Source organism: Streptomyces sp. NTD107, from assembly GCF_059510435.1.
Genome location: NZ_JCAJZV010000005.1, coordinates 24373 through 49072 on the forward strand (window position 1 = coordinate 24373; position 24700 = coordinate 49072).

The 24700-nt window shown below is 73.8% G+C and carries 25 protein-coding genes; 16 read left to right on the forward strand and 9 right to left on the reverse strand.

Going from position 1 to position 24700, the window contains the following annotated elements; all coding sequences use genetic code 11:
- The first annotated feature begins 4 nt into the window (after nucleotides 1-4).
- Both lon and AC5WRL_RS12320 read left to right on the forward strand, forming a co-directional pair.
- Complete coding sequence (gene lon, locus AC5WRL_RS12315; RefSeq protein ID WP_496088485.1) at nucleotides 5-2407, forward strand: endopeptidase La; 2403 nt, start codon at nucleotides 5-7, stop codon at nucleotides 2405-2407.
- A 42-nt stretch (nucleotides 2408-2449) separates the two neighbouring features.
- The gene (locus AC5WRL_RS12320; protein ID WP_496088486.1) at nucleotides 2450-2920 is read left to right on the forward strand and encodes a PPOX class F420-dependent oxidoreductase; all 471 of its coding nucleotides are present in this window, start codon (nucleotides 2450-2452) and stop codon (nucleotides 2918-2920) included.
- Here AC5WRL_RS12320 and AC5WRL_RS12325 read toward each other — a convergent pair.
- Nucleotides 2917-4119 (reverse strand): MFS transporter, encoded by a 1203-nt coding sequence (locus tag AC5WRL_RS12325; protein WP_496088487.1) that lies wholly within the window; start codon nucleotides 4117-4119, stop codon nucleotides 2917-2919. The genes AC5WRL_RS12320 and AC5WRL_RS12325 overlap by 4 nt on opposite strands.
- 92 nt (nucleotides 4120-4211) lie before the next feature.
- Here AC5WRL_RS12325 and AC5WRL_RS12330 point away from each other — a divergent pair, with 92 nt between their 5' ends.
- Together AC5WRL_RS12330 and AC5WRL_RS12335 are read left to right on the forward strand one after the other, a co-directional pair.
- Nucleotides 4212-4631 (forward strand): MarR family winged helix-turn-helix transcriptional regulator, encoded by a 420-nt coding sequence (locus tag AC5WRL_RS12330; protein WP_496088488.1) that lies wholly within the window; start codon nucleotides 4212-4214, stop codon nucleotides 4629-4631.
- A 58-nt stretch (nucleotides 4632-4689) separates the two neighbouring features.
- Nucleotides 4690-6147: an AlkA N-terminal domain-containing protein gene (locus tag AC5WRL_RS12335; protein WP_496088817.1), complete on the forward strand. Its 1458-nt coding sequence runs from the start codon at nucleotides 4690-4692 to the stop codon at nucleotides 6145-6147.
- Here the strand turns inward: AC5WRL_RS12335 and AC5WRL_RS12340 are convergent.
- From AC5WRL_RS12340 to AC5WRL_RS12360, 5 genes are all read right to left on the reverse strand, one after another.
- Complete coding sequence (locus AC5WRL_RS12340; protein ID WP_496088489.1) at nucleotides 6113-6295, reverse strand: hypothetical protein; 183 nt, start codon at nucleotides 6293-6295, stop codon at nucleotides 6113-6115. The genes AC5WRL_RS12335 and AC5WRL_RS12340 overlap by 35 nt on opposite strands.
- A 157-nt stretch (nucleotides 6296-6452) precedes the next feature.
- Nucleotides 6453-6830 (reverse strand): PPOX class F420-dependent oxidoreductase, encoded by a 378-nt coding sequence (locus AC5WRL_RS12345; RefSeq protein WP_496088490.1) that lies wholly within the window; start codon nucleotides 6828-6830, stop codon nucleotides 6453-6455.
- Between the two features lie 25 nt (nucleotides 6831-6855).
- On the reverse strand, nucleotides 6856-7341 hold the full coding sequence (locus AC5WRL_RS12350) for a DUF456 domain-containing protein (protein ID WP_496088491.1): 486 nt from the start codon (nucleotides 7339-7341) through the stop codon (nucleotides 6856-6858).
- Nucleotides 7342-7392: 51 nt separating this feature from the next.
- Entirely contained in the window at nucleotides 7393-8406 is a 1014-nt protein-coding gene (locus AC5WRL_RS12355) for a DUF2637 domain-containing protein (RefSeq protein ID WP_496088492.1), read from the reverse strand.
- A 155-nt stretch (nucleotides 8407-8561) separates the two neighbouring features.
- Entirely contained in the window at nucleotides 8562-9389 is an 828-nt protein-coding gene (locus AC5WRL_RS12360) for a (2Fe-2S)-binding protein (RefSeq protein ID WP_496088493.1), read from the reverse strand.
- A 147-nt stretch (nucleotides 9390-9536) separates the two neighbouring features.
- Here AC5WRL_RS12360 and AC5WRL_RS12365 point away from each other — a divergent pair, with 147 nt between their 5' ends.
- The gene (locus AC5WRL_RS12365; protein WP_496088818.1) at nucleotides 9537-10235 is read left to right on the forward strand and encodes a GntR family transcriptional regulator; all 699 of its coding nucleotides are present in this window, start codon (nucleotides 9537-9539) and stop codon (nucleotides 10233-10235) included.
- A gap of 243 nt (nucleotides 10236-10478) precedes the next feature.
- On the opposite strand, the gene AC5WRL_RS12370 is transcribed toward AC5WRL_RS12365, so the two are convergent.
- Nucleotides 10479-11264, reverse strand: coding sequence for a hypothetical protein (locus AC5WRL_RS12370; protein ID WP_496088494.1), 786 nt, complete (start codon nucleotides 11262-11264; stop codon nucleotides 10479-10481).
- 163 nt (nucleotides 11265-11427) lie between these two features.
- On the opposite strand from AC5WRL_RS12370, the gene AC5WRL_RS12375 reads away from it, so the two are divergent.
- Complete coding sequence (locus AC5WRL_RS12375; RefSeq protein ID WP_496088495.1) at nucleotides 11428-12525, forward strand: ABC transporter permease; 1098 nt, start codon at nucleotides 11428-11430, stop codon at nucleotides 12523-12525.
- 21 nt (nucleotides 12526-12546) lie between these two features.
- Here the strand turns inward: AC5WRL_RS12375 and AC5WRL_RS12380 are convergent, their stop codons facing one another.
- The gene (locus AC5WRL_RS12380) at nucleotides 12547-14193 is read right to left on the reverse strand and encodes a PucR family transcriptional regulator (RefSeq protein WP_496088496.1); all 1647 of its coding nucleotides are present in this window, start codon (nucleotides 14191-14193) and stop codon (nucleotides 12547-12549) included.
- Nucleotides 14194-14376: 183 nt separating this feature from the next.
- Between AC5WRL_RS12380 and AC5WRL_RS12385 the strand changes: the two genes are divergently transcribed.
- From AC5WRL_RS12385 to AC5WRL_RS12400, 4 genes are read left to right on the forward strand one after another with little or no spacing between them, the layout of a single operon-like run.
- Entirely contained in the window at nucleotides 14377-15258 is an 882-nt protein-coding gene (locus AC5WRL_RS12385) for an FAD binding domain-containing protein (protein ID WP_496088497.1), read from the forward strand.
- Nucleotides 15249-15746, forward strand: a complete 498-nt coding sequence (locus AC5WRL_RS12390) for a (2Fe-2S)-binding protein (protein ID WP_496088498.1) — start codon at nucleotides 15249-15251, stop codon at nucleotides 15744-15746. The genes AC5WRL_RS12385 and AC5WRL_RS12390 overlap by 10 nt, the downstream gene beginning before the upstream one ends.
- A gap of 1 nt (nucleotide 15747) precedes the next feature.
- Nucleotides 15748-18111: a xanthine dehydrogenase subunit D gene (gene pucD, locus AC5WRL_RS12395; protein WP_496088499.1), complete on the forward strand. Its 2364-nt coding sequence runs from the start codon at nucleotides 15748-15750 to the stop codon at nucleotides 18109-18111.
- A gap of 4 nt (nucleotides 18112-18115) precedes the next feature.
- Complete coding sequence (locus tag AC5WRL_RS12400) at nucleotides 18116-19225, forward strand: XdhC family protein (protein WP_496088500.1); 1110 nt, start codon at nucleotides 18116-18118, stop codon at nucleotides 19223-19225.
- Between the two features lie 177 nt (nucleotides 19226-19402).
- On the opposite strand, the gene AC5WRL_RS12405 is transcribed toward AC5WRL_RS12400, so the two are convergent.
- A complete protein-coding gene (locus AC5WRL_RS12405) occupies nucleotides 19403-20089 on the reverse strand; it encodes a hypothetical protein (protein ID WP_496088501.1) in 687 nt (228 codons plus the stop codon).
- 297 nt (nucleotides 20090-20386) lie between these two features.
- Between AC5WRL_RS12405 and AC5WRL_RS12410 the strand changes: the two genes are divergently transcribed.
- The 6 genes from AC5WRL_RS12410 (at nucleotide 20387) to AC5WRL_RS12435 (ending at nucleotide 24661) form a co-directional block, all read left to right on the forward strand.
- Nucleotides 20387-20722: a DUF5955 family protein gene (locus tag AC5WRL_RS12410; RefSeq protein ID WP_496088502.1), complete on the forward strand. Its 336-nt coding sequence runs from the start codon at nucleotides 20387-20389 to the stop codon at nucleotides 20720-20722.
- 40 nt (nucleotides 20723-20762) lie between these two features.
- Nucleotides 20763-21038 (forward strand): hypothetical protein, encoded by a 276-nt coding sequence (locus tag AC5WRL_RS12415; protein WP_496088503.1) that lies wholly within the window; start codon nucleotides 20763-20765, stop codon nucleotides 21036-21038.
- Nucleotides 21035-21427, forward strand: a complete 393-nt coding sequence (locus tag AC5WRL_RS12420; RefSeq protein WP_496088504.1) for a helix-turn-helix domain-containing protein — start codon at nucleotides 21035-21037, stop codon at nucleotides 21425-21427. Before AC5WRL_RS12415 ends, AC5WRL_RS12420 begins: the two co-directional genes overlap by 4 nt.
- A gap of 96 nt (nucleotides 21428-21523) precedes the next feature.
- The gene (gene uraD, locus AC5WRL_RS12425; protein ID WP_496088505.1) at nucleotides 21524-22369 is read left to right on the forward strand and encodes a 2-oxo-4-hydroxy-4-carboxy-5-ureidoimidazoline decarboxylase; all 846 of its coding nucleotides are present in this window, start codon (nucleotides 21524-21526) and stop codon (nucleotides 22367-22369) included.
- A 5-nt stretch (nucleotides 22370-22374) separates the two neighbouring features.
- A complete protein-coding gene (gene pucL, locus AC5WRL_RS12430; protein ID WP_496088506.1) occupies nucleotides 22375-23280 on the forward strand; it encodes a factor-independent urate hydroxylase in 906 nt (301 codons plus the stop codon).
- Nucleotides 23281-23293: 13 nt separating this feature from the next.
- The gene (locus tag AC5WRL_RS12435; RefSeq protein ID WP_496088507.1) at nucleotides 23294-24661 is read left to right on the forward strand and encodes an 8-oxoguanine deaminase; all 1368 of its coding nucleotides are present in this window, start codon (nucleotides 23294-23296) and stop codon (nucleotides 24659-24661) included.
- Nucleotides 24662-24700: the final 39 nt, after the last annotated feature.

The window sequence follows — 24700 nt, forward strand, 5'->3', positions numbered from 1 at the left end:
GGTCATGGCACCGACATCGTCATCCGACACACTCACCCTGCCCGTGCTGCCCCTGGACGGCGAGGTCGTGCTGCCCGGCATGGTCGTTCCGCTGGAACTGTCCGACACCGAGGTCCGCGCCGCCGTCGAGGCCGCCCAGGCCGCGGCCCCGGGCGGCGAGAAGCCCCGCGTGCTGCTGGTGCCACGCGTCGAGGGCACGTACGCGGCGATCGGCGTCGCCGGCCGCGTCGAACAGGTCGGGCGGCTCAACGCGGGCGGGCCCGGCGCCCTGATCCGCGGCCTGCACCGGGTCCGGATCGGCGCCGGCACCACCGGCCCCGGCGCCGCCCTGTGGGTCGAGGGCACCCCCGTCACCGAGGAACTGCCCACCCCGCTGCCCGGCGCCGTCACCGAGCTGATGAAGGAGTACAAGGCCCTCACCACCGCCTGGCTGCGGCAGCGCGGCGCCTGGGAGGTCGTCGACCGGGTCCAGCAGATCGAGGACGCCGGGGCCCTCGCCGACAACGCCGGCTACTCGCCGTTCCTCAGCACCGAGCAGCGCCTCACCCTGCTGGAGACCACCGACCCCGTCGAACGGCTGCGGCTGGCCCTGCGGCTGCTCAGCGACCACCTCGCCGAGCAGGACGTCGCCGAATCCATCGCCAAGGACGTCCAGGAAGGCGTCGACAAGCAGCAGCGCGAATTCCTGCTGCGCCGCCAGCTGGAGGCCGTCCGCAAGGAACTGGCCGAGCTGAACGGCGACGCCGCCGACGAGGGCGAGGACTACCGCGCCCGGGTCGAGGCCGCCGACCTGCCCGAGACGGTCCGCGAGGCCGCACTCAAGGAGGTCGACAAGCTGGAGCGCTCCTCCGACGCCTCCCCCGAGGGCAGCTGGATCCGCACCTGGCTGGACACCGTCCTGGAGCTGCCCTGGAACCACCGCACCGAGGACGCGTACGACATCGCCGGCGCCAAGGCCGTCCTGGACGCCGACCACGCCGGGCTCACCGACGTCAAGGAACGCATCACCGAATACCTGGCCGTGCGCAAGCGCCGTGAGGACAAGGGCCTGGGCGTCATCGGCGGCCGGCGCGGCGGCGCCGTCCTGGCCCTGGTCGGCCCGCCCGGCGTCGGCAAGACCTCGCTCGGCGAATCCGTGGCCCGCGCCATGGGCCGCAGCTTCGTCCGGGTCGCTCTGGGCGGCGTCCGCGACGAGGCCGAGATCCGCGGCCACCGCCGTACCTACGTCGGCGCCCTGCCCGGCCGCATCGTGCGCGCCGTCAAGGAAGCCGGCTCCATGAACCCGGTGGTGCTGCTGGACGAGATCGACAAGGTCGGCAGCGACTACCGGGGCGACCCCGCCGCCGCCCTGCTGGAGGTCCTGGACCCGGCCCAGAACCACACCTTCCGCGACCACTACCTGGAGGTCGAACTCGACCTCAGCGACGTGGTCTTCCTGGCCACCGCCAACATGCTGGAGGGCATCCCGCAGCCGCTGCTGGACCGGATGGAGCTGGTGCAGCTGGACGGCTACACCGAGGACGAGAAGGTCACCATCGCCCGCGACCACCTGCTGCGCCGCCAGCTGGAACGCGCCGGGCTGGACGCCGCCGAGGTGGGGGTGACCGACGGCGCGCTGCGCAAGCTGGCCGGCGAGTACACCCGCGAGGCCGGCGTCCGTTCCCTGGAGCGCTCCCTGGCCCAGCTGCTGCGCAAGGTCGCCGCCCGCAACGAGCTGGGCGAACTGACCCTGCCGTACACCGTCACCGAGGACGCGCTGCGCGACCTGATCGGCCGCCCGCACCACACCCCGGAGGCCGCCCAGTCGCCCGAGCAGCGGCGTACGGCGGTGCCCGGCGTGGCCACCGGCCTCGCCGTCACCGGGGCCGGCGGCGACGTGCTGTACATCGAGGCATCGCTGGCCGACCCGGAGACCGGCGGCGCCGGACTGAGCCTCACCGGCCAGCTGGGCGACGTCATGAAGGAGTCCGGCCAGATCGCGCTCTCCTACCTGCGCTCGCGCGGCGCCGAACTGGAGCTGCCGGTCGGTGACCTCAAGGAGCGCGGCGTCCATCTGCACATCCCCGCCGGGGCGGTGCCCAAGGACGGCCCCAGCGCCGGCATCACCATGACCACCGCGCTGGCCTCGCTGCTGTCGGGCCGCCAGGTGCGCCCCGAGGTGGCGATGACCGGCGAGGTGTCGCTGACCGGCCGGGTGCTGCCGATCGGCGGCCTCAAGCAGAAGCTGCTCGCCGCGCACCGGGCCGGGATCACCACGGTGATCATCCCGCAGCGCAACGAGCCCGACCTGGACGAGGTGCCGAAGGAGGTGCTTGACCGGCTGGACGTGCACCCGGTCACCGATGTCCGCCAGGTCCTGGAGCTGGCCCTGACCCCGGCCGGCACCGAGGTGGCGATGGCGGCCTGAAGTCGGGGGAGGGCTCATGGGATTCGACTAGGGTCGGACCCCATGAGCCCCTCCATCGCCACCAACACCCGCGTCGAGCTTCCCGAGCTGCTGGAGTTCGTCCGCCCCCGGCACCGCGCCATCCTGCTCACCCGCCGCGCGGACGGCACCCCGCAGGGGTCCCCGCTGACCTGCGGGGTGGACGACGAGGGCCGGATCGTGGTCTCCACGTACCCCGAGCGCGCCAAGACGAAGAACGCCCGCCGCGACGAGCGGGTCTCCCTGATCATCCTGTCGGACGAGTGGAACGGCCCCTGGGTCCAGATCGACGGCACCGCCGAGGTCCTCGATCTGCCCGAGGCGCTGGAACCGCTGGTCACCTACTACCGCAACATCGCCGGCGAGCACCCCGACTGGGACGAGTACCGCGCCGCGATGACCAAGCAGGGCAAGTCCCTGATCCGGGTCACGCCCACCACCTGGGGCCCGATCGCCACCGGCGGCTTCCCGGCCCGGCTGGCCCCTGCGGACTAACGCGCGGCGGGAGTGGCCGCAGTGGCCGGGGCGGCCGGGGCGGCCGGGAGCGGCTGGACGCGGCGGTCCGCGCGCAGCATGTACAGCGCCAGCGCCACCCCGGCCAGGGTGAGCCCCGCCCCGACCGGGAACAGCGCGCGCAGCCCCGGCCCGTCACCGATGACCCGGCCGCCCAGCCAGCCGGCCAGGGCCGCCGCGAGCTGGAAGCCGGACGCGTTCACCGCCACGGCCAGGGTCGGCGCGGCGCCGACCGTGGTCAGCACCCGCGTCTGCATCCCGGGGACGATCGCGAAGGCCGCCGCGCCCAGCACCGGCAGCAGGGCGACGGCCAGGACGGGGTGGGTGGCGGCCGGCCAGTACAGCGCGAGGACGGCGGCCAGCGCGGCGAGCAGCCCGGCCACCGCCGGCAGCGGGCTCCGGTCCGCCAGCCACCCGCCGGCGAAGTTCCCGGCGACCGCGCCGGCCCCGTACAGCAGGAGCAGTACGGGCACGGTGCCCTCCGCGAAGCCGCTGACCTCGGTGAGCAGCGCGGCGATGTAGGTGAAGACGGCGAGGACGCCGACGTTCCCCAGCGCGGTCAGCGCGATGGCGAGCCGGACGTCCCGGCCGCCGAACACCCGCAGTTCACGCAGCACCGGGCCGTGCGCGGCGGGCGGCAGGGCGGGCACGAGGCGCAGCACCAGGAGCAGGGCGACGGCGGTGAGCGCGGCGACGCCGGCGAACGTGGCCCGCCAGCCGTGGCTCTGGCCGATGAGGGTGCCGAGCGGGGTGCCCAGGATGATGCCGAGGTTCATCCCGAGGGCGACCTTCGCCACGGTTGAGGACGCCTTGCCGGCCGGGGCCATCGACACGGCGGTGGCGATGGCGGTGGCGAAGAAGGTGCCGACCACTGAGCCCGCGATGAAGCGGGTGGCCAGCACCAGGGCGTAACCGGGCACCAGCGCGGAGCCGAGGTTGCCGAGCACGGAGACGGCTATCAGCCCGGTGATCAGCGGTTTGCGCGGCAGCCGCGCGGTGAGGACGGTGATCACCGGGCCGCCGATGATCATGCCGAGGGCGTACGCGGTGACCAGCCGCCCGGCTTCCGGCAGCGACACCGACAGATCGGCCGCCACTTCGGGCAGCAGTCCGGCGATCACGAATTCGCCGGTGGTCAGCCCGAAGACCACCAGCGTGAGGGAGAGGACGGGCAGCGGCACGGAAAGCGCTCCAGGTGATTCGAGTTCGAATAATGTGAGTCAGAACTATCATGATTCGAATCATCGGCGCCACTGCCCGCTACACTCGCTCCATGACCAGCCAGCTCGACCGCGACGTCTGCAAGCTGATCCATCGCTTCACCCAGCGCCTCGACAGCCATGTGCGCGGCGTCGCCGAGGAGCTGGACCTCACTCCGTCCCAGGTCATCGCCCTGCGCGAGCTGTCCGAACCGATCACCGCCCGCGAACTGGCCACCCGGATGGTGTGCGAACCCTCCAACGCCACCTTCGTCCTGGACCGGCTGGAGGGCCTCGCGCTCATCGAACGCCGCCCGCACCCCACAGATCGGCGCGCCAAGCAGATCGTCCTCACCGAGGAGGGCACCCGGCGCCGCGCCGGCGTCCTGGACCGGCTCGCCGCGCACTCCCCGCTCGACCCGCTCAGCGCCGCCCAGCAGGAGTCCCTGCGCGAACTGCTCGGCATACTCGCCGCCGCCCCGCCGCCGCCCTGACGGCCATGTCCGTTTTCCGCCGGTACGCGGCCCGGGCCGGGCGCAGACTGGGGGTGTGATGGACGACGACAGCAGGTACGAAGCGGTCCGCAGCCGGGACGAGCGGTTCGACGGGGTGTTCTACACGGCGGTGCGCACCACCGGCATCTACTGCCGGCCCAGCTGCCCCGCCGTCACCCCCAAGCGGGCCAATGTCACCTTCCACCCCTCGGCCGCCGCCGCGCAGGCCGCCGGATACCGGGCCTGCCGGCGTTGCCGCCCCGACGCGGTGCCCGGATCCGCCGAGTGGAACGTCCGCGCCGACGCCGTCGGCCGCGCCATGCGCATGATCGCCGACGGCGTCGTGGACCGGGACGGGGTCACCGGCCTCGCCGCCCGGCTCGGCTACAGCCCCCGCCAGGTCCAGCGCCAGCTCACCACCGAACTCGGCGCCGGGCCGGTCTCCCTCGCCCGCGCCCAGCGCGCCCACACCGCCCGGATCCTGCTCCAGACCACCGCCCTGCCGGTCACCGAGATCGCCTTCGCGGCCGGCTTCTCCAGCGTCCGCCAGTTCAATGACACGATCCGCCAGAGTTACGCCCGCACCCCCACCGAACTGCGCGGCTGCCGGTCCGTCCCGCCCCGGGACGGGGCCGGTGTCCCGCTGCGGCTGGCGTACCGGGGCCCGTACGCCGCCCGGGAGATCTTCGACTTCCTCGGCCGGCGCGCCATCGCCGGCATCGAGGAGCTGACGGGCGAGCCGGGCGGGCGCACCTACCGCCGCTCCCTCGACCTGCCGCACGGCACCGGCGTCGCCGAGGTCGGCGAGCACGACGGGACCGGCTGGCTGCCCGCCCGGCTGCGGCTGACCGACCTGCGCGATCTGACCACCGCCGTGCAGCGGCTGCGCCGGCTGTTCGACCTGGACGCCGACCCGTACGCCGTCGCCGAGCGGTTCGCCGCCGACCCCCGGCTGGGTCCGCTCGCGACCGCCCGCCCCGGGCTGCGGTCCCCCGGCGCCGCCCAGCCGCACGAACTGGCAGTGCGCGCCGTCCTCGGCCAGCAGATCTCGGTGGCCGCCGCCCGTACCCTGGCCGGCACCCTGGTCGCCGCCCACGGCAAGCCCCTGCCCGCCCCCGACGGCGCCCTCACCCATGTCTTCCCCGACGCGGCGGCCCTCGCCGACGCCCCGCTCACCGAGCTTGGCATGCCCGAGGCCCGGCGCCGTACCCTGCGCGCCGTGTGCACCGCGCTCGCCGACGGCACCGTGGCGCTGGATCCCGGCGCGGACCGGAACGAGACCGAGGCCGCGCTGCTGGCGCTGCCCGGCATCGGCCCGTGGACCGCCGGCTATCTGCGCATGCGGGCGCTCGGGGACCCGGATGTCTTTCTGCCGGGCGACGCCGGAGTACGGCACGGGCTGGCCGGTATCGGCGCCACGACCGGCGATGCCGAGGGGTGGCGGCCGTGGCGCTCGTACGCGGTCCACCACCTGTGGCAGGTCACGCCTGCCGCGCGTGCCGGTGCACGAGAGTGACACCGGCGCCGAGGGCGACCACGCCCATGCCGGCGCCGGTGGTGTACCCCTGGGCGTTGTCCATGATCAGCGCGGCTGCCACGGCGGCGGCCGAGTTGAACACCAACAGGAACCACAGGATGCGCTTGTCCGAGAGCAGAGCCTTCATGGCGGTGCGTCCTTCCGGTGCGGTGCGGGGAGAACCGGAGCCGGCCGTTCCGGCCCCGACCCCCACCACACTCCCCGCCTCCACCCCGCGCCGTCGTCATGCGGTGACAGGCATCCGCCGTACCGGAATCGCCGTACGCGGCCACCGCCCGCTGCTGTCAGTCCGGCAGTCCCCAGCTGATGATCCGGCGCGGACGGACCCGGATCACCTCCGGGCCGAAGCCCTGCCCCAGATCGACCTCGCCCACCAGCAGCTCGGCCACCCCACGGATCTCCACCCCGCGCACCCGCCACGGTGTCACGCTCGCCAGATCGTCCACGACCAGCGACAACAGCGGATTGGCCGTCAGATTGCGCCACTTCTTGGAGGCGCCCATCGCGTGGCCGCCGATCAGCACCGTGCCGTCGTCCCGGGGAAAGAAGCCCACCGGGTTCGCCTGGGGTTGCCCCGCGGGATCGACCGTGGCCAGCCGGCCGAGCCGCTGGGTGGCCAGATAGGCGCGCTCGGCGGCGCTGAACTCCACCTGCTCCGTCATGGCCGCAGCCTGCCACGGCCCGCCCTCAGCCCCAGCGCAGCACGCCGAGCCACAACCCCGTCACCAGCAGACACGCCGCCAGTTCGACCAGCATCCGGCGCCCCACCGAGCGCATGATGACCCGGGTGGAGGCCAGTGCCGCGCCATGATCGCCCAGCCTGGCCCGCTCCCACCCGTACAGCGCCCCGACGAAGCCCGGCACCAGGCCGGCCACCGGCAGGACGAAGAAGCCGATGATCCCGGTCCCGCCGGCGAACAGCAACTGCCGCCGCCGCACCCCGGCGTCCCCGCGGCCGGCGGCGGCCGGAAGCAGCCACCGCACCACCTGATGGACCAGTAACAGCGCGGTCGTGATGACCAGCACCCACCACGCCTGCGAGGTGCCCTCGGCGGAACTCCACCAGAACACCGCCGCCCACACCACCAGTGGCCCCGGCACCGCGGGCACCATGGTGCCCAGCAGGCCCAGCAGCATTACCAGGCCCACCAGCAACAGCTGCCATATCCCCATGGGCCCCAGGCTGCCGCATTCCGCTCAGCGGTGGGGCAGGCGGGTCCCGGTTCAGCCGAACTGACGCTCGATCTGGGCCAGTTTCTCCTCCAGGGAGTTCAGCCGGCCGTCCGCACCGGACAGATCCGAACCCGTACGGGAGGACCCCGCCGCACCGCTTCCCTTGCTGCCGACCCCCGGCGCGTCCAGCGCCCGCCGGCCGCCCGGGACCTGACCGGACTCCAGCGCCGCCGGCTCCGACCGGTCGCCGCCCGCCTGCTCCACCTCGACCTCGACCCGCTGCTGCCGGCCCAGTGCCTTCATCCGTGCCTTGTCCAGCTTGCGCTGCTCCTTGCGGCGGGCCTTCGCCAACTCCTTGGTACGGCGCTCCTCGCGGACCTCCTCCACCGCCTCGTCCAGGGTGCGGACGTTCTCCAGCAGCATGAGGGACCAGGCACCGAACGTCTCGCGCGGCGCCCGCATCCACCGGACGAACCGGATCTGCGGCAGCGGACGCGGCACCAGGCCCTGCTCGCGCAGCGCCGCCTTGCGGGTCTGCTTGAGCGCGCGGTCGAAGAGGATGGCCGCCGACAGCGACATCCCGGCGAAGAACTGCGGGGCACCGGCGTGCATGTCACCGCGCGGCGCGTGCACCCAGTTGAACCAGGCGGCGGCTCCCGCGAACAGCCACACCAGCATCCGCGAACCCAGCGACGCGTCGCCCTGGCTCGCCTCGCGCACCGCGATCACCGCGCAGAACATGGCCGCGCCGTCCAGGCCGAACGGGACCAGGTACTCCCAGCCGCCGGAGAGGTTGAGGTTCTCCCGGCCGAAGCCGACCAGACCCTGAAAGGACAGCGCCGCCGCCACTCCGGCGCAGCAGAACAGAAGGAGATAGGAGGCGGTCGCGTACGCGCGCTCCTTGCGCCGGCGGCGCTCCTCCATCACTTCCCACGAGTCGCTCTGCGCTCCGTCGGCAGCCGCTGCCGCGGGTTTGCGTCCCCTGCTCATGAGGGTCACCGCGACCAGGGCGCCGGCCAGGAGCACGGCCCCCGCGATCACCCAGCTGAACTCTATGTCGGTCATAGCGGTGCACCTTACCCGGCTCGGAAGGACCTCTTTCGCGGCTGTGTTTCCGCCAGCATCCTGTGCCAACGGGGGCTCGCGCTGGTGGGGTTCACAACCCGGCCCCACCAATGGGTGAGGCGTGGACGGGGCTTGTGCGATTTGTTGCGAAACCTTTAGCGAACGGACGACAGCCGTTCGATCCGATCGCTGTCACACATGCGCGGGCAGGTCACACAAGTGGCCTCGGGACGCAGGGTGTAGAAGAGGCAGCAGCTGACCCGGTCCCGGGTGCGCAGCAACGCACCATCCGGACCGGTGAGATCCCGGAACGCGGCACCACCCGGATAGGGGGTGGTGCCACCTGGCAGCAGCAACTGCGTCTCGGCCAGCGCGCGCTCCTCCTCGCCGAGCAGCGAGCCCACGTACCACAGGCTCTCGGTCAGCTCATCGGTCGCCATCCCCCACAGCGCCCGGCTGCCCCGGCGCATCCGCGGCCGGAAGCCCTCAAGTACCGGCCCCAGATGGGCCGCCGCCGCCTCGCGCACCGCCGCCCGCAGCGCCTCCTCGTCCGCCACCACCCGGGCCTGCGGATGGCCGGCCAGCGGATCGTCCGGCAGACAGCTGAACGCGCCGGGACGCGCGGTGATCAGGCCATCCGCGCGATGGAATGCGACATCCTCCGGAGCCAGCCACGGCACCCGGCGCAGCAGGAAGTAAGGGAGCGTGAACAGGACGGCGGCGGGCCACGCGTAGCGGTGCAGTGCGAAACTGGCCACGACCTGCGGCCTGCCGCGCTGCCCGTAGTCGGCGAGAATGCGTTCGTCGTCCCAGGCCAGGAAGGACTCCAGCACCGGCCCCGCCGCGGCGAGATCGCTGCCGCGCACCCAGCCCGGGCCGCCGCGCGGTTCCTCCTCGGTGAACCGGAGGGTGCTCAGGACGTCATTCGCACGATCGAGTGCGGGTGCCAGCGGAAGGGCCGGGGCGAGAGCGGAGACGTGCATGGTGCCACCGAATCAAGTGCAAGGGCGAGACGGAGAGGTAAGGCTTACCTTACCCGATCAAGGAGGGGGTTTGATCTCGGGCGATATCGGCCTAGGGTGCTCGGCAGCACTTTTTCCAGGGAAGGGGGCGCCCGCGTGGATTCGTACATAGCGACCGCCCCGGACGCGCCGGTGCTGCGCCCCGAGAAACCGCCCCTGCCGGTACGGCCCCGGTCCCTGCCGGAACGCCACTCCGTACGCGCCCAGGTGCTCGCCGCGCTGCGCGACGCGCTGGCCGGGGGCCAACTGGCGCCCGGCGAGGTGTACTCGGCGCCGGTGCTCGCCGAACGGTACGGCGTGTCCGCCACGCCGGTGCGCGAGGCCATGCAGCAGCTGGCGAGCGAGGGGGCGGTGGAGACGGTGCCCAACCGGGGCTTCCGGATCGCCGGCCACACCGCCCGCGACGCCGCCGAACTCGCCGAGGTGCGGGCCGCCCTGGAAGTGCCCGCCATCATGCGGCTCGCGCACACCCTGCCGCCCGACCGCTGGGACGAACTGCGCCCGCTGGCCGACGCGACCGTCACCGCCGCCACGGTCGGCGACCGCGCCGCCTACGCGGAGGCCGACCGCTGCTTCCACCGGGCGCTGCTGCGGCTGACCGGCAACCGGCAGCTGGTGCTGATAGCGGAGGATCTGCACCGGCGCTCCCAGAGCCCCGCCGTCCAGGGACCCTTGCCCGGCACCGCCGAACTCCTGGCCGACGCCCTGGAACACGCCGCCCTGCTGGACGCGCTCCGCCGCCACGACACGGAGGCGGCGGAACAACTGGCGACCGAGCACTTCACCTGCGTCCGGCGCGGGAGGTAACCGGAACGGCGCCCTGCGGGCGGCTTTCCGGTGCGAGGGGAGGAGAGGGAAGGCGCGCGGCTGGGCATCCGGTCATCGGGGGATGACCGCCCCGCCGCCGCCGCCGCCGCGCCAGGGCACGGGCCCTGGCCCGGCGTCCGGGCACCGGGCTCCGGTCGCCTGCGGCGTCCGGTCATCGGGGTGACCGGGCCGGCGCCGGGTCCGTGCGCCGGCGCCCGCGTGCCCGGCGTCCGGTTCCGGCGGTCAGGCCGCCGGTGACGGTGGTGTCAGTTGGGCGGTCAGCCAGCGGGGAACCCGGTCCAGGAGATGGAAGAGGCGGGACGCCTCCGTCCGCAGGCGGGTGGCGTCGGGTTCGGGCTGGACCTCCGCCAGCGCCACCAGGGCCGGCGCGATGCCCACCAGGAAGCCGGTCTCCTCACGCAGCCGCAGGCTGTGCGTGAAGCCCTCGCGGGCCTGGTCCAGGTCGCCCTTCTCCTGGGCCAGCGCCGCCAGATGCCGCCAGGTGTACGAACTGAGCAGCGCGTCGCCCCGCCCCACTGCCTCGGCGTGCGCGCGCCGGTAACCGGCCTCGGCCGCCTCCGCGTTGCCGCTGACATGCTGCGCCATCAGCCCGCGCCGGAAGTCCAGCAGCGCCCGCCCCGGCGAGTCCGGGGCCAGCAGCGCCGCCGCCCGCCCCAGCGCGGCCCGCGCCTCGTCCGTACGGTCCCGCACCCGCAGTAACGTCGAGGCGTACGCCAGATAGCCGCGCTCGCCCGCCGCCGCGCCCCGCTCCTCGTCCGTCAGCGCCATCGACTCCACGGCGCGCAGCGCGTCCTCCGCCCGCGCCCACCCCTCGCCGGTGAACATGCAGCACTCCACCAGCAGCTCGGCGCGGCGCAGCGCCGCCGCCGGTGAGGTGGCGGCCGGGCGCTCCAGCAGCGCTGCCGCGTCCTGCCAGCAGCCACGCGACCGAAGCCGCCACACCGCGCTGTCCAGGGGAACGGTCGGTGGTATGGCGGTGTCCGCCACATTGCCCTCCAGGCGCGTCATTGAGCCGATGGTGCACGCGTGAATGTGCGTACGTGATGACTGTGCAGGCATCTCAGCACGCGCCACCGGGCCCGGCCAAGAGGCGTGCGTGAATCAGTTCACAAATCCCCAATGGCCGATCCCAGCTGGGCATCCGCCCTGCCTCGCCCGCACGATGCCAGGTATGGAGCCGATATCCGGATACGCGCGCGGCGGGTTTCTCAGCTCGCTGCGCGGCGCCGTGACGCCCCGCGCCGCGCTGCTGGTGCTGGGTGCGCTGCTGTTGCAGTGGGCGTTCATCACCTCCTATGTGGGCGCGCTGCACGACCCGAAGCCGCACCGCATCCCGATCGCGCTGGTGGCGCCGCAGGAGATGGCGAAGCAACTCGTCTCGGAGCTGGACGGGCTGCCCGGGAATCCGATCCATGTCAAGCACGCCACGACCGAAGAGGCGGACGGGCTGCGCATGGTGCGGCACCGGGACGTGGACGGGGCGCTGATCGTGGACGGCACCGGCACCCAGGACACCCTGCTGGTGGCCACCGGCGGCGGCACGTCCACCGCCGAGGTGCTCGCGCAGCTGATGCTGGCCGTGGAGACCTCGGCGAACCGGACCCTGGACATCCAGGACGTGGCTCCGGCCGGTGGCGCCGACGCGCGCGGTCTGACCTCGTTCTTCCTGGTCATCGGCTGGGTGGTGGGCGGTTATCTGTGCGCCGCCGCGCTGGCGATCAGCGCCGGCAGCCGGGCCGGCACCGTACCCCGGGCGCTGTTCCGGCTCGGCGCCCTGCTGGTGTTCTCGCTGCTGTCCGGGCTCGGCGGCGCGGTGATCGTGGGTCCGGTCCTGGACGCGCTGCCCGGGCGGGTGCTGGCACTGGCGCTGGTGGGCGCGCTGGTGGTGTTCGCGACCGGGGCGTTCACGCTCGCGCTCCAGGCGCTGTTCGGGGTCATCGGCATCGGGCTGGCGCTGCTGGTGGTGGTGATCCTCGGCAACCCCAGCGCGGGCGGCGCGATCGGCACCGCGCTGCTGCCCACCTTCTGGCGCGGCATCGGCTCGGGGATGATCCCGGGCGCCGGCACCTGGGCGGTGCGTTCCATCGCGTACTTCCAGGGCCACGCCCTCACCAATCCGCTGGTGGTGCTGGGCATCTGGGCGCTGGCCGGGGTGGTGGTGACGCTGGTGGCGTCGCTGCTGGGCGGGCGCCGCAAGTGGACCGAGGAGATGCCCTATCGCACGGTCCCCGACGGCGGGTTCCTGGGCATCAGGCCCTGGACCCGCTGACACCGAGCGCCGCTCAGCCGCTCAGCCGTTCAGCCGCAGCGCGAGAAAGAAGTCCAGCTTGTCCTCAAGGCGGGTCAGATCCCGGCCGGTCAGCGCCTCGACCCGGCCGATCCGGTAGCGCAGCGTGTTGACGTGGAGATGCAGCCGGGCCGCGCACCGGGTCCAGGAGCCGTCGGCCTCCAGGTACGCCTGAAGGGTGGGGATCAGCTCGGAGCGGTGCTGCCGGTCGTAGGCGCGCAGCGGCTCCAGCAGCCGCGCGGTGAAGGCGAGCCGCACCTCGTCCGGGACGAACGGCAGCAGCAGTACGTGGGAGGCCAGTTCGTCGTGGCCGGCCCCGCACACCGGCTGGGGCCGGGCGGCGGCGACCCGCCGCGCGTGCCGGGCCTCGTCCAGCGCGCCGCGCAGCCCGCCGGCCGCGCCGACCGGGGCGCTCGTCCCCAGCGTCAGCCGGCCGGTGGGGCCAAGACCGGCGGACAGGACGTCACGTACCGGGGCGAGTACGGTCTCGGCCCGCAGCGCCGGGCTCTCGGCGGGCGGTGCGGGCAGGGGTACGAGCGCCACCGCCTCGCCGTCCGCCGTGCCCGCGACGAGGGCGGGTTCGCCACGGCCGGGGACGGCGGTCAGCAGTTCCTCCAGGACCGCCTCGGCCACCCCCGCGCCCTCGCCCGCGCCGTCGATCTCGACCCTGGCGACGACGACCTGCCAGCTCGGCTCGGCGAGCCCGGGCAGCAGGATGGGCCCGGCCACCCGCAGCCGCGCCGCCACCTCGGCGGGCGCGGCGCCGTCCCGCAGCAGCCGCAGGATCTCCCGGGCGAGCCGCCGCTGCACCGTGCGGGACGCCTCGCGCCGGTCGGCTTCGGCGGCGATCAGCCGTACCACCTTGGCCATCAGGTCGCGGCGTTCGGCCGGCCAGTCGCGGGCGTCGGCGCGTACCGCCAGCTGCCGGCCGGTGAGCGCGGCGGCCCGCCCGCCGCCCGCGCCCGCCGGGCCCGGCACCGGGACCGGGAAGAGCGCGTACCCGACGGTGTCGTCGGCACCGATCGGCACCCGGTACGGGCCCGGCCGCCCGGCCGCCGCCGCGGTCATCCGGTGCGCGGCCAGCTCCGCGCCCACCCCGGGCGGCAGCGGCTCCCGCCCCGAGCCGGCGATCACCCGCCCGGTGGCGGACAGCAGCCAGGCCGGCAGATCCAGATCGGTGCCCAGCAGGGCGAGGACCGCCTGCGGCCCGTCCTCGCCCGGACCCGCCGACATCAGCCGCCGGTGCCGGTCCACGACGGCCGCCAGATCCCCGGCCCGGTGCCCGGAGATCTGCCGCACCACGTGTTCGGTGATTTCCGCGAAGGCCACTTCCCGCACCACCGCGAACAGCGGCAGCCCGTGCCGCGCGCAGGCGGCGGTCAGGTCCTGGGGCACCGCGCCCAGTTCGGCCTCGCCCGCCGCGAGGCCCGCCACCCCGGCCCCGGCCAGGATCCGTACGAAGGGCTCGGAGTCCGCCGGGCCGCGCCACCAGGCGAGCCCGGTCAGGACGAGTTCGCCGCCGCGCAGATAGCGGCTGGGGTCGCGCAGATCGGTGGTCATCACGCCGCGCACCGGGGCGTCCAGATCGCCGCCGTCGTGCAGCAGCCGCAGCCCGAGCGCCTGGTCCGCGAGCAGTGTGCGCAGTCGCATGTCCGTCCGCCGATGTCGTCGGTGTTGCCGGTGGGCTGCCGCCCCATTGCCGACCCCAATTCCTCATACGAACCTACAAGAAGTGGGGGCGCGGGCGAATGGGTGCTTCGGCCCTTCGGTGACTGCCCCCGCGGGCCGCCCGGCGTTCTACTGGGTCCACCACCACCCAGGGAGAACCGCCGCATGGACTTCCTCCGCCCCACCGGCTGGGCCGACGCGCTCGCCGCCAAGGCCGCGCACCCCGACGCCGTACCCATCGCCGGCGGCACCGATGTGATGGTCGAGCTCACCTTCGACCGGCGCCGCCCCGAGCGGCTGCTTGATCTCTCCCGCATCCCCGAACTGCGCCGGTGGGAGACCGGCGAGCGGACCGTACGGCTGGGCGCCGCCGTCCCGTACACCACCGTCATCCAGCGCCTGGCCACCGAACTGCCCGCCCTCGCCCTCGCCGCCCACACCGTCGGCTCCCCGCAGATCCGCAACCGGGGCAGCGTCGGCGGCAACCTCGGCGCCGCCTCCCCGGCCGGCGACAGCCACCCCGCGCTCCTCGCGGCCGGCGCCGAGGTGGAGGCCGCATCCGTACGCGGCACCCGCCGCATCCCCATCGACGCCTTCTACACCGGCGTCAAACGCAACGCCCTCGCTCCCGACGAACTCATCCGCGCCATCCACATCGACAAGGCGACCGGGCCACAGCAGTTCGCCAAGGTCGGCACCCGCAACGCCATGGTCATCGCCGTGTGCGCCTTCGCCCTCGCCCTGCACCCGCACACCAGGACCGTCCGCACCGGCATCGGCTCCGCCGCGCCCACCCCCGTACGCGCCACCGACGCCGAGGACTACCTCACCGGCGCGCTGGCCGGCGCCGGCGCCTGGGAACGCCCCGGCCCCCTCCCGGACGCCGTGGTGCGCCGCTTCGCCGAACTGGCCGGCGCCGCCTGCCGCCCCATCGACGACGTACGCGGCACCGCCCGCTACCGGGTGCACGCCATCGGCGTGCTCGCCCGCCGCACCCTGAACTGGACCTGGAACGCCTACCGGAAAGGGCCCACACCGTGCGCGTGACCTGCACCGTCAACGGACGCCGACAGGAGGCCGACGACGTCTGGGAGGGCGAGAGCCTGCTGTACGTGCTGCGCGAGCGGTTCGGCCTCCCCGGCGCCAAGAACGCCTGCGAACAGGGCGAATGCGGCTCCTGCACCATCCGGATGGACGGCGACCTGGTGTGCGCCTGCCTGGTGGCGGCCGGCCAGGCCGAGGGCGCCGACCTGCGTACCGTCGAGGGCCTGACCGGCGCCGACGGCGAACTCGCCCCCGTCCAGCGCGCCTTCCTGGACACCGGCGCCGTGCAGTGCGGCTTCTGCACCCCCGGACTGCTGATGGCCACCGAAGAACTCCTGGAACGGATCCCCGACCCCTCCGACGCCGACATCCGCGAGGCCCTGGCCGGCAATCTGTGCCGCTGCACCGGCTACGAGAAGATCATGGACGCGGTACGGCTGGCCGCCGCCCGGCATCCGGCCCGGCACCCCGGCAGCACCACGGGGGCCTGACATGACCACGATCCGGCCCGGCGCCCTCAGCCAGCGCAGCGCCCACGGCACCACCGGCGGCATCGGCGAATCCACCCACCGCCCGGACGGCGCCCTCAAGGTCACCGGCGAGTTCGCCTACTCCTCCGACCTGTGGCACGAGGACATGCTGTGGGGCCACACCCTGCGCAGCCCCCACCCGCACGCCGAGATCCGCGCTGTCGACATCACCGCCGCCCTCGCGCTCCCCGGCGTGCACGCCGTCCTCACCCACCACGACCTGCCCGCCGCCACCCACTACGGCCTGGAGATCAGCGATCAGCCGGTCCTCGCCCACGACGTGGTGCGCTACCAGGGCGAGCCGGTGGCCCTGGTCGCCGCCGACCACCCCGAGACCGCCCGCCGCGCCGCCGCCCTGATCGCCGTTGACTACCGCGAACGGCCCGTCGTCCACGACGAGACCTCCGCCACCGCCCCCGGCGCCCCCGTACTCCACCCCCACCGCACCGACCACCACGCCGCGCACACCCCGCACCCCAACATCGTGCACCGCCAGCCCATCCGGCACGGCGACATGGCCGCCGCCCGGGCCCGCGCCGAGATCGTGGTCAGCGGGGAGTACGAGGTCGGCATGCAGGACCAGGCGTTCCTGGGCCCCGAATCCGGGCTCGCCATCCCCGCCGAGGACGGCGGCATCGACCTCTACATCGCCACCCAGTGGCTGCACGTGGACCAGAAGCAGCTCGCCCCCGTCCTGGGCCTGCCGACCGAGAAGGTACGGCTCACCCTCTCGGGGGTCGGCGGCGCGTTCGGCGCCCGCGAGGACCTGTCCATGCAGGCCCACGCCTGCCTGCTGGCGCTGCGCACCGGACGCCCCGTCAAGATGGTCTACAACCGCGAGGAATCGTTCTTCGGGCATGTGCACCGGCACCCGGCGAAGCTCTCCTATGAACACGGCGCGCTGCGCGACGGCACCCTGCTGTACGTCGCCTGCCGCATCGTCCTGGACGGCGGCGCGTACGCCTCCTCCTCCCCGGCCGTCGTCGGCAACGCCGCCTCGCTCAGCCTGGGCCCGTACGAGATCCCGGCCGCCGACATCGAGGCGCTCGCGCTCTACAGCAACAACCCGCCGTGCGGCGCCATGCGCGGCTTCGGCGCGGTGCAGGCGTGCTTCGCCTACGAGGCCCAACTGGACAAGCTCGCCGCAGCCCTGGAGCTGGACCCGGTGACGCTGCGGCAGCGCAACGCCATGCGGCAGGGCACGGTGATGCCCACCGGACAGCCGGTGGACGCCCCCGCCCCGGTCGCCGAGCTGCTGGCCCGGGTCGCCGCCCGGCCACTGCCGCCGCCGCGCGAGTGGGAGTCCGCGACGGGTGCGGTGGACGTACGGGCGCTGCCCGGCGGGCTGTCCAACACCACCCACGGCGAGGGCGTGGTACGCGGCGTGGGCTACGCGGTCGGCATCAAGAACGTCGGCTTCTCCGAGGGCTTCGACGACTACTCCACCGCCCGGGTCCGGCTGGCGGTGGTGGGCGGCGAACCGGTGGCCGTGGTGCACACCGCGGCGGCCGAGGTCGGCCAGGGCGGCGTCACCGTACAGGCGCAGATCGCCCGCACCGAACTCGGCGTCACCCAGGTCACTCTGCTGCCCGCCGACACCACGGTCGGCTCGGCCGGCTCCACCTCCGCCTCCCGGCAGACCTATATGACCGGCGGCGCGGTGAAGCTCACCTGCGAGGCGGTACGGGAGCAGGTCCTGCGGCGGGCGCGGCAGCGCTTCGGCGCGGCGGCGGCCGGCCTGGACGCCGGGAAGGTGGTGACGGCGGACGGCGCGGTGCTGGCCACCCTGGCGGACGTGCTGGGCGAGGAGACCATCGAGATCGAGCGGGAGTTCCACCACCGCGCCACCCAGCCGTTCCATCCGCGCACCGGGCAGGGCCACGGCCATGTGCAGTACTCCTTCTGCGCCCACCGGGCGGTGGTGGAGGTGGACACCGAGCTGGGCCTGGTGAAGGTCATCGAACTGGCGGCGGCCCAGGACGTCGGCAAGGCGCTCAACCCGCTGTCGGTGGCCGGTCAGATCCACGGCGGCAGCGCGCAGGGCCTGGGGCTCGCCGTGCTGGAGGAGATCGTGGTCGGCCCCGACGGCCGGGTCCGCAACCCCTCCTTCACCGACTATCTGATCCCCACCATCCTGGATGTGCCCCCCATGCCGCTCGACATCCTCGAACTCGCCGACGACCACGCCCCGTACGGCCTGCGCGGGGTCGGCGAGGCCCCCACGCTGTCGGCCACCCCGGCGATCGTGGCCGCCGTCCGGCAGGCCACCGGGCTGCCGCTGCGCCGGGTGCCGGTGCGCCCGGAGCATCTGACGGGCACGGCGTAGCGCCGTGCTGGAGCTGGCCGGGGAGCTGGGGGAGTGGCTGCGGGACGGCCGGCCGTTCGCGGTGGCCACGGTGACGGCGGTACGCGGCAGCGCCCCGCGACCGCCGGGCGCGGCGCTGGCGGTGGACGCGGCGGGCACGGTGGTGGGCAGCGTCTCCGGCGGCTGCGTGGAGGGCGCGGTGTACGAGCTGTGCCGGGCGGCGCTGGCGGACGGCGTGGTGCGGGTGGAGCGCTTCGGCTACAGCGACGCGGACGCCTTCGCGGTCGGCCTGACCTGCGGCGGCAGCATCGAGGTGCTGATCACCCCGGTGCCGGCGCACTCCGCGCTGCGGCCGGTGCTGGCGCGGGCGCTGACGGCGGGGCACGGGGCTCTGGTCCGCCCGCTGGCAGGCGGCGGCGCGCTGTACGTGCCGGCGGCGGGGCAGCCGTACGGGTCGCTCGGCGGCGGCGGTGCGGCGGTGGACGGTGCGGCGGTGGACGGTGCGGCGGTGGCCCGGGCCCGGGCGATGCTGCGGGCCGGCCGCACCGGCCCGGTGCGCCTGGAGTGCGGTGCGACGGTGCTGGTGGAGAGCCGGGTGCCGCCGCCGCGCCTGCTGGTGTTCGGCGCGGTGGACTTCGCGGCGGCGCTGGCCGCCGCCGGGGCGTTCCTCGGCTACCGGGTGACGGTGTGCGACGCCCGCCCGGTCTTCACCACCCCGGTGCGCTTTCCGGCGGCGGACGAGGTGGTGGTCCGCTGGCCGCACGAGTATCTGGCCGCCGAGGCGGCGGCCGGGCGTCTGGACGAGCGGACGGCGGTGTGTGTGCTGACCCATGACGCCAAGTTCGATGTGCCGCTGCTGGAGACCGCGCTGCGGCTGCCGGTGGCGTACATCGGCGCGATGGGCTCGCGCCGCACCCACACCGATCGGATGAACCGGCTGCGGGCGGCCGGGCTGACCGAGCCCGAACTGGACCGGCTGCGCTCGCCCATCGGCCTTGACCTCGGCGCCCGCACCCCGCAGGAGACGGCCCTGTCCATCGCGGCCGAGATCGTGGCCACCCGGGAACGCGCCACCGGCCACCCCCTCACCGACACCCGCACCGCCCGCATCCACCCTCCCCTGCCGACGGGTTGAGCCGTCCGGTGTGATGACGACGAGGGCGTCACCGCGGTGGCGGGACCCGGGGGCCGCCGGGTACGCGCTTCGACGACCGTACCCGGGGAAGCCGGAGTGGTCGGCGGGCGGCAACGGCCGTCACGCGCGGGCGTACCCCTTGTTTTCAGCCATTGTCAGGGGCTCATGGACACGGGTTCATGCACGCGGGCTCGCGCCGTCCCGCAGCAGGATGTCCGCCGGGTCGTTCACCGGCTGCGGCGCACCCGTCAGATCCAGGACGAACAGCGGCAGTCGCAGCTCGTCCGCCCGCGCTCTGGCCTGCCGGTCGAACCCGGCCAGCGAGAAGGCCACCGCCCGGGCCGGCTCCAGCAGGCCGTGCATCCACAGCGTCTCGATCTCCCGGGTGCCGGTCGCCTCGGTGGTCGCGTCCACCAGCCCCACCACACCGAGGCCGTGCAGATCCACCCCCGACTGCGGGCGCGGCATGGCGGTACGCACATCGCGGAACCCCAGCCAGCGCAGAAACGCCGCCGCGCACGCCACCGCGTCGTACCCGGTCCTGATGGTCAGCGGCTGGAACGGTGACCGCTCCGGTGCCCCGCCCCGTCCGGCCCCGGGCCCGGGCCGGTCGGCGGACAGCCGGACCGTCACCCCGCACGGGCAGTCGAACTCCGGCTGCGGCCACTGCCCCGCCCGGCCGCAGGACGGGCAGTCGAGCTGTGCCCAGGACGCCGCCCACGACCGATGCCGTATCTGGGTGGGGGTACCGTCCCACAGCACCGGTACGGACACGGGTGCCCCGCAGGAGCATGGGTACTCCGGGGGGACATAGCTGTGCTCGCGGCGACACGCCGGACAACGCACGGGCCTGCTCTGGGTCATCGGACGCTCCTGGGCCGGCACTGGGCCATCTCAGTGTTCCTTATGGCCCCTTGATCACGCAGGAGTATGCTCACGGGTGGTGGCTGTACGCCATTCGGGGCGCGTCAAGGGTGCCGCGAGCATTCACGCGAATGTGACCGGGACTTTAGCCCTCCGTATGGCGCAATGTGCGGACAGTGATATTTACTGTCGTTGTTCGTGGCGGGCCGGCGCCAAGCATGCGCCTGGCGGGCGCGGGCGCACTGGGTGGTGTGAACGGCAGGGGAGGGCCGAGTGGCGGCAGGCGAAGCTGAGGCCGTGCGCGTCAGTGCGAGCACGGTGGCCGATGGGGGAGACCCCCGGCTCCTGGCCCTGCGCGCCGCGGTGCAGCGGCTGCGTACGGATCTGAGCGGCTATCAGGCACCGCTGGCGGACCGGGAAGTGGCGGAGCGTGAGCTGGCCGCGCTGCTCGACCTGCTCACCGCGGGCATCCCCGAGGACACCACGCTGAGCACCGCGCTGCTCCAGATCGCGGCGGCCGTCGGTTCGGTCAGCGCGCTGGCCCCGGCGGTGGTCCAGCTGCGCGAGGCCGTCGAACTGTTCGGTGTGCCGCGGCACCGGGTGCTGCCGCCCGCACGGCACGGCGCCCCCTGACGCCGCCGCCCGGCGGGGGTGGCCGGGTTAGGTTGGCCCGGTGCGACTGAAACTTGAGTTCACCACCGAGCCCTTCAATCTGGATGAGCCCCCGGCACACGCCCTGATGGCCCGCGAGGTGGCCCTGGGCGCGGCGCTGGACACCGTCGATGTCGGCCCGTTCGGCAACACGGTCGAGGGCGGCGCCGAGGAGGTGCTGACCCTGGTGAACGACCTGCTCAGCAAGTCCCTGGCGGTCGGTGCCACCCGCATCTCGCTCCAGCTGAACGTGGTCGAGGGCAGCGGCGCCGCCGCCCCGGACGGCGCCGCCTCGTGAGCCCCGGCGGCGCCGGCGCGAGCGCGGGCTCCTCGGCGGCCTCCTTCATAGCCGCGGTCGCCCCGCTGGTCGACGCCATCGGCGGCGAGCTGATCACCCCCGGACAGGCGGGCCCCGACGATGTGGTGCTGTCCTGGGAGGGTGCGGCGGCGGTGGCCGTCCGGCTGCCGGATCTGTCCGGGTCGCTGGAGCACATCCTGGCCGAGCTGCGCCGCCGGCACGGCATGCCGCTGGCCGAGCTCGACCGGGCGACCAAACAGCAGGTGGTGCGCACCCTGGAGGCACGGGGCGCGTTCGCGATGCGGCACGGTGTGGAGACGGTGGCCGGCGCCCTCGGGGTGAGCCGGTTCACCGTGTACAACTACCTCAACCGCGAACAGAACGGCTGATGTCGGCGGGCGCCGGCGGGCGCCGGTGGGCTCCCCCGTGAGCGTGATCTTCAACAAACTGTTGACGTCACTCGGAGTGCCCGGTTAGCTGGGGCCATGTCCCCGCCTTCCCCGTCGGCCCCTCCCGCGCGCCTCGACCGGTTCAACGCCGCGCCGGAGCGCACGGCGCTCGACGCGCTGCACGAGATCTGCGCCGCGCCCGCCTGGGCCGGGGCACTGGTGGCGGGGCGACCGTACCCCGGTCTTGAGGCTCTGCTGGCCGCCTCCGACGCCGCCACCGCCGGTCTGGACCCCGCCGGCATCGGCCGGGCGCTCGCCGCGCACCCCCCGATCGGCCGCCCCGCCCCCGGCGACGCCACCTCCGCCCGCGAACAGCGCGGCATGGCCGGCGCCCCGGCCGCGCTCGCCACCGAGATGCGCGAGCTGAACCACGCCTACCAGGACCGGTTCGGCCAGGTCTTCCTCATCTGCGCCACCGGGCTGACGGGCGAACAACTGCGGGCGGCGCTGCGCGCCCGGCTCGCCGCCACCCCCGAGGCCGAGCGCGAGACGGTGCGTACCGAGTTGGCCAAAATCAACAGGCTCCGGCTGACCCGACTGCTCACCGACCCCGACCCCGACCCCGACCCCGCCGCCGCCACCATCTCCACCCACATCCTCAACACCGCCGAAGGCCGCCCCGCGACCGGCGTCGCGGTGGAACTGTCGATCCCGGACGGGACCGGCTGGCGGGTGCACGCCACGGCCGTCACCGACGCCGACGGCCGCTGCAAGGACCTGGCCCCGCTGCCGCCGGCCGCCACCACCGCCCGGCTGCGCTTCGCGGTGGCCGGCCCGTTCTTCCCCGAGGTCACCACCACCTTCACCGTGGCCCCCGGCGAGCACCATCACGTACCCCTGCTGCTGAGCCCGTTCGGCTACTCCGTCTACCGAGGGAGCTGATCCCGATGCCCATACTCGGCCAGAACCAGTACGGCAAGGCGGAGACCCGGATCGTGAAGGTGACCCGCGAGGGGGCCACCCACCATCTGGAGGACCTCCAGGTCTCCATCGCCCTCTCCGGCGACATGGACGAGGTGCACTACTCCGGTTCCAACACCAGCGTGCTGACCACCGACGCCACCAAGAACACCGTGTTCGCCTTCGCCAAGGAGTACGGCATCGGCTCGCCGGAACGCTTCGGCACCCTGCTGGCGCAGCACTTCACCGAATCCCAGCCCACCGTGACCCGGGCCCGGATCCGCATCGAGAGCTACGCCTGGGAGCGGATCGCCACCCCCGGCGAGGGCGAGCACTCCTTCCTGCGGGACGGCCGGGGGGTGCGCACCGCCCAGATCACCCACGACCGCGAGGAGGGCTGGGAGGCGCTGTCGGGACTGACCGGCCTCACCGTGCTGAACTCCACCGACTCCGAGTTCCACGGCTTCCTCAAGGACCGTTACACCACCCTGGCCGAGACCCGGGACCGGATCCTGGCCACCGATGTCACCGCGCTGTGGCGGCACCGCTGGGCCGGCCCGCAGGACGGCACCCCCGACTGGGACACCAGCCACGCCGAGGCGCGACGCCGGCTGCTGAACGCCTTCGCCGGCACGTACTCGTACTCGCTCCAGCAGACGCTGTTCGCGATGGGCTCCCAGGTGATCGACCACCGTCCCGAGATCGACGAGATCCGTCTCTCCCTGCCCAACAAGCATCACCTCCTGGCTGATCTCACCCCTTTCGGGATAACGAACGAGACCGAGGACGGTGCCGTCTACTACGCCGCCGACCGTCCGTACGGGCTGATCGAGGCCACCGTGCTGCGCGAGGGCGCCACCGCCCGGATCCCCGTCGACGCCACCCACCGCTGAGGACACCGCCGCCATGACCCTCGTCATCGAGCACTGCGCCATCGCCACCGTGGACGCGGCCGGCACCGAGTACGCCGATGGTCATCTGGTGATCGCCGGCGACCGGATCGCGGCGGTCGGCCCAGGACCCGCCCCCCGCGAACTGCCGGACGACGGGGACGCCGTACGCCGCATCGACGCCTCCGGGGCGCTCGCCACCCCCGGACTGATCAACACCCATCACCACTTCTATCAATGGCTGACCCGTGGGCTGGCACAGAACGCCAATCTCTTTGACTGGCTGGTCACGCTCTATCCGATGTGGTCACGGATAGACGAGCGCATGGTGCACACCGCCGCCCGCGCCTCGCTCGCCATGATGGTCAGGGGCGGCGTCACCAGCGCCATGGACCACCACTACGTCTTCCCGCGCGGCGCCGGCGACCTGCTCGGCGCCGAGATCGCCGCCGCCCGGGAGATCGGCGTACGGTTCACCGCCACCCGCGGCTCGATGGACCGCGGCGCCTCCGACGGCGGACTGCCCCCCGACTTCGCCGTCGAGACCACGGACGACGCGCTCGCCGCCACCGAAGCCGCCATCGACACCCACCACGACCCCGGCTTCTCCTCGATGCTGCGCATCGCCGTCGCACCCTGCTCGCCGTTCTCGGTCTCCACCGAACTCATGCGGCAGGCCGCCGGACTCGCCCGCCGCAAGGGCGTACGGCTGCACACCCACGGCTCGGAGACCGTGGAGGAGGAGCAGTTCTGCCACCACCTGTTCGGCATGGGGCCCACCGACTACTTCGAGTCCACCGGCTGGCTCGGCGACGATGTGTGGATGGCGCACTGCGTCCACATGACCGACGCCGACGTGGCGGCCTTCGCCCGCACCGGCACCGGCGTGGCCCACTGCCCCTCCTCCAACGCCCGGCTCGCCGCCGGCATCGCCCGGGTCCCCGACCTGCTGGCAGCCGGCGTCCCGGTCGGCCTCGGAGTGGACGGCACCGCGTCCAACGAATCCGGCGAACTCCACACCGAACTGCGCAACGCCCTGCTCATCAACCGCCTCGGTCCGCACCGCGAGGCCGCCCTGACCGCCCGCCAGGCGCTGCGGCTCGCCACCCACGGCGGCGCCCAGGTGCTCGGCCGCGCCGACGGGACCGGCTCCCTGGAGCCGGGCAAGCTCGCGGACGTGGTGCTGTGGCAGCTGGACGGGCTCGGCCACTCCACCATCGCCGACCCGGTCGCCGCGCTCGTGCTCGGCCCGCCCGCCCCCGTCACCCTCTCGCTCGTCGGCGGCCGGCCGGTGGTGGAACACGGGCGGCTGCTGACTGCCGACGAACACGAGATCGCCCGCACCGCCCGCGCCGAAGCGCGCCGCTTGACGGATTGTTCATAGCCCGTCCATGGTCTTGCGGATGGCCCGCCGCCAGGATCG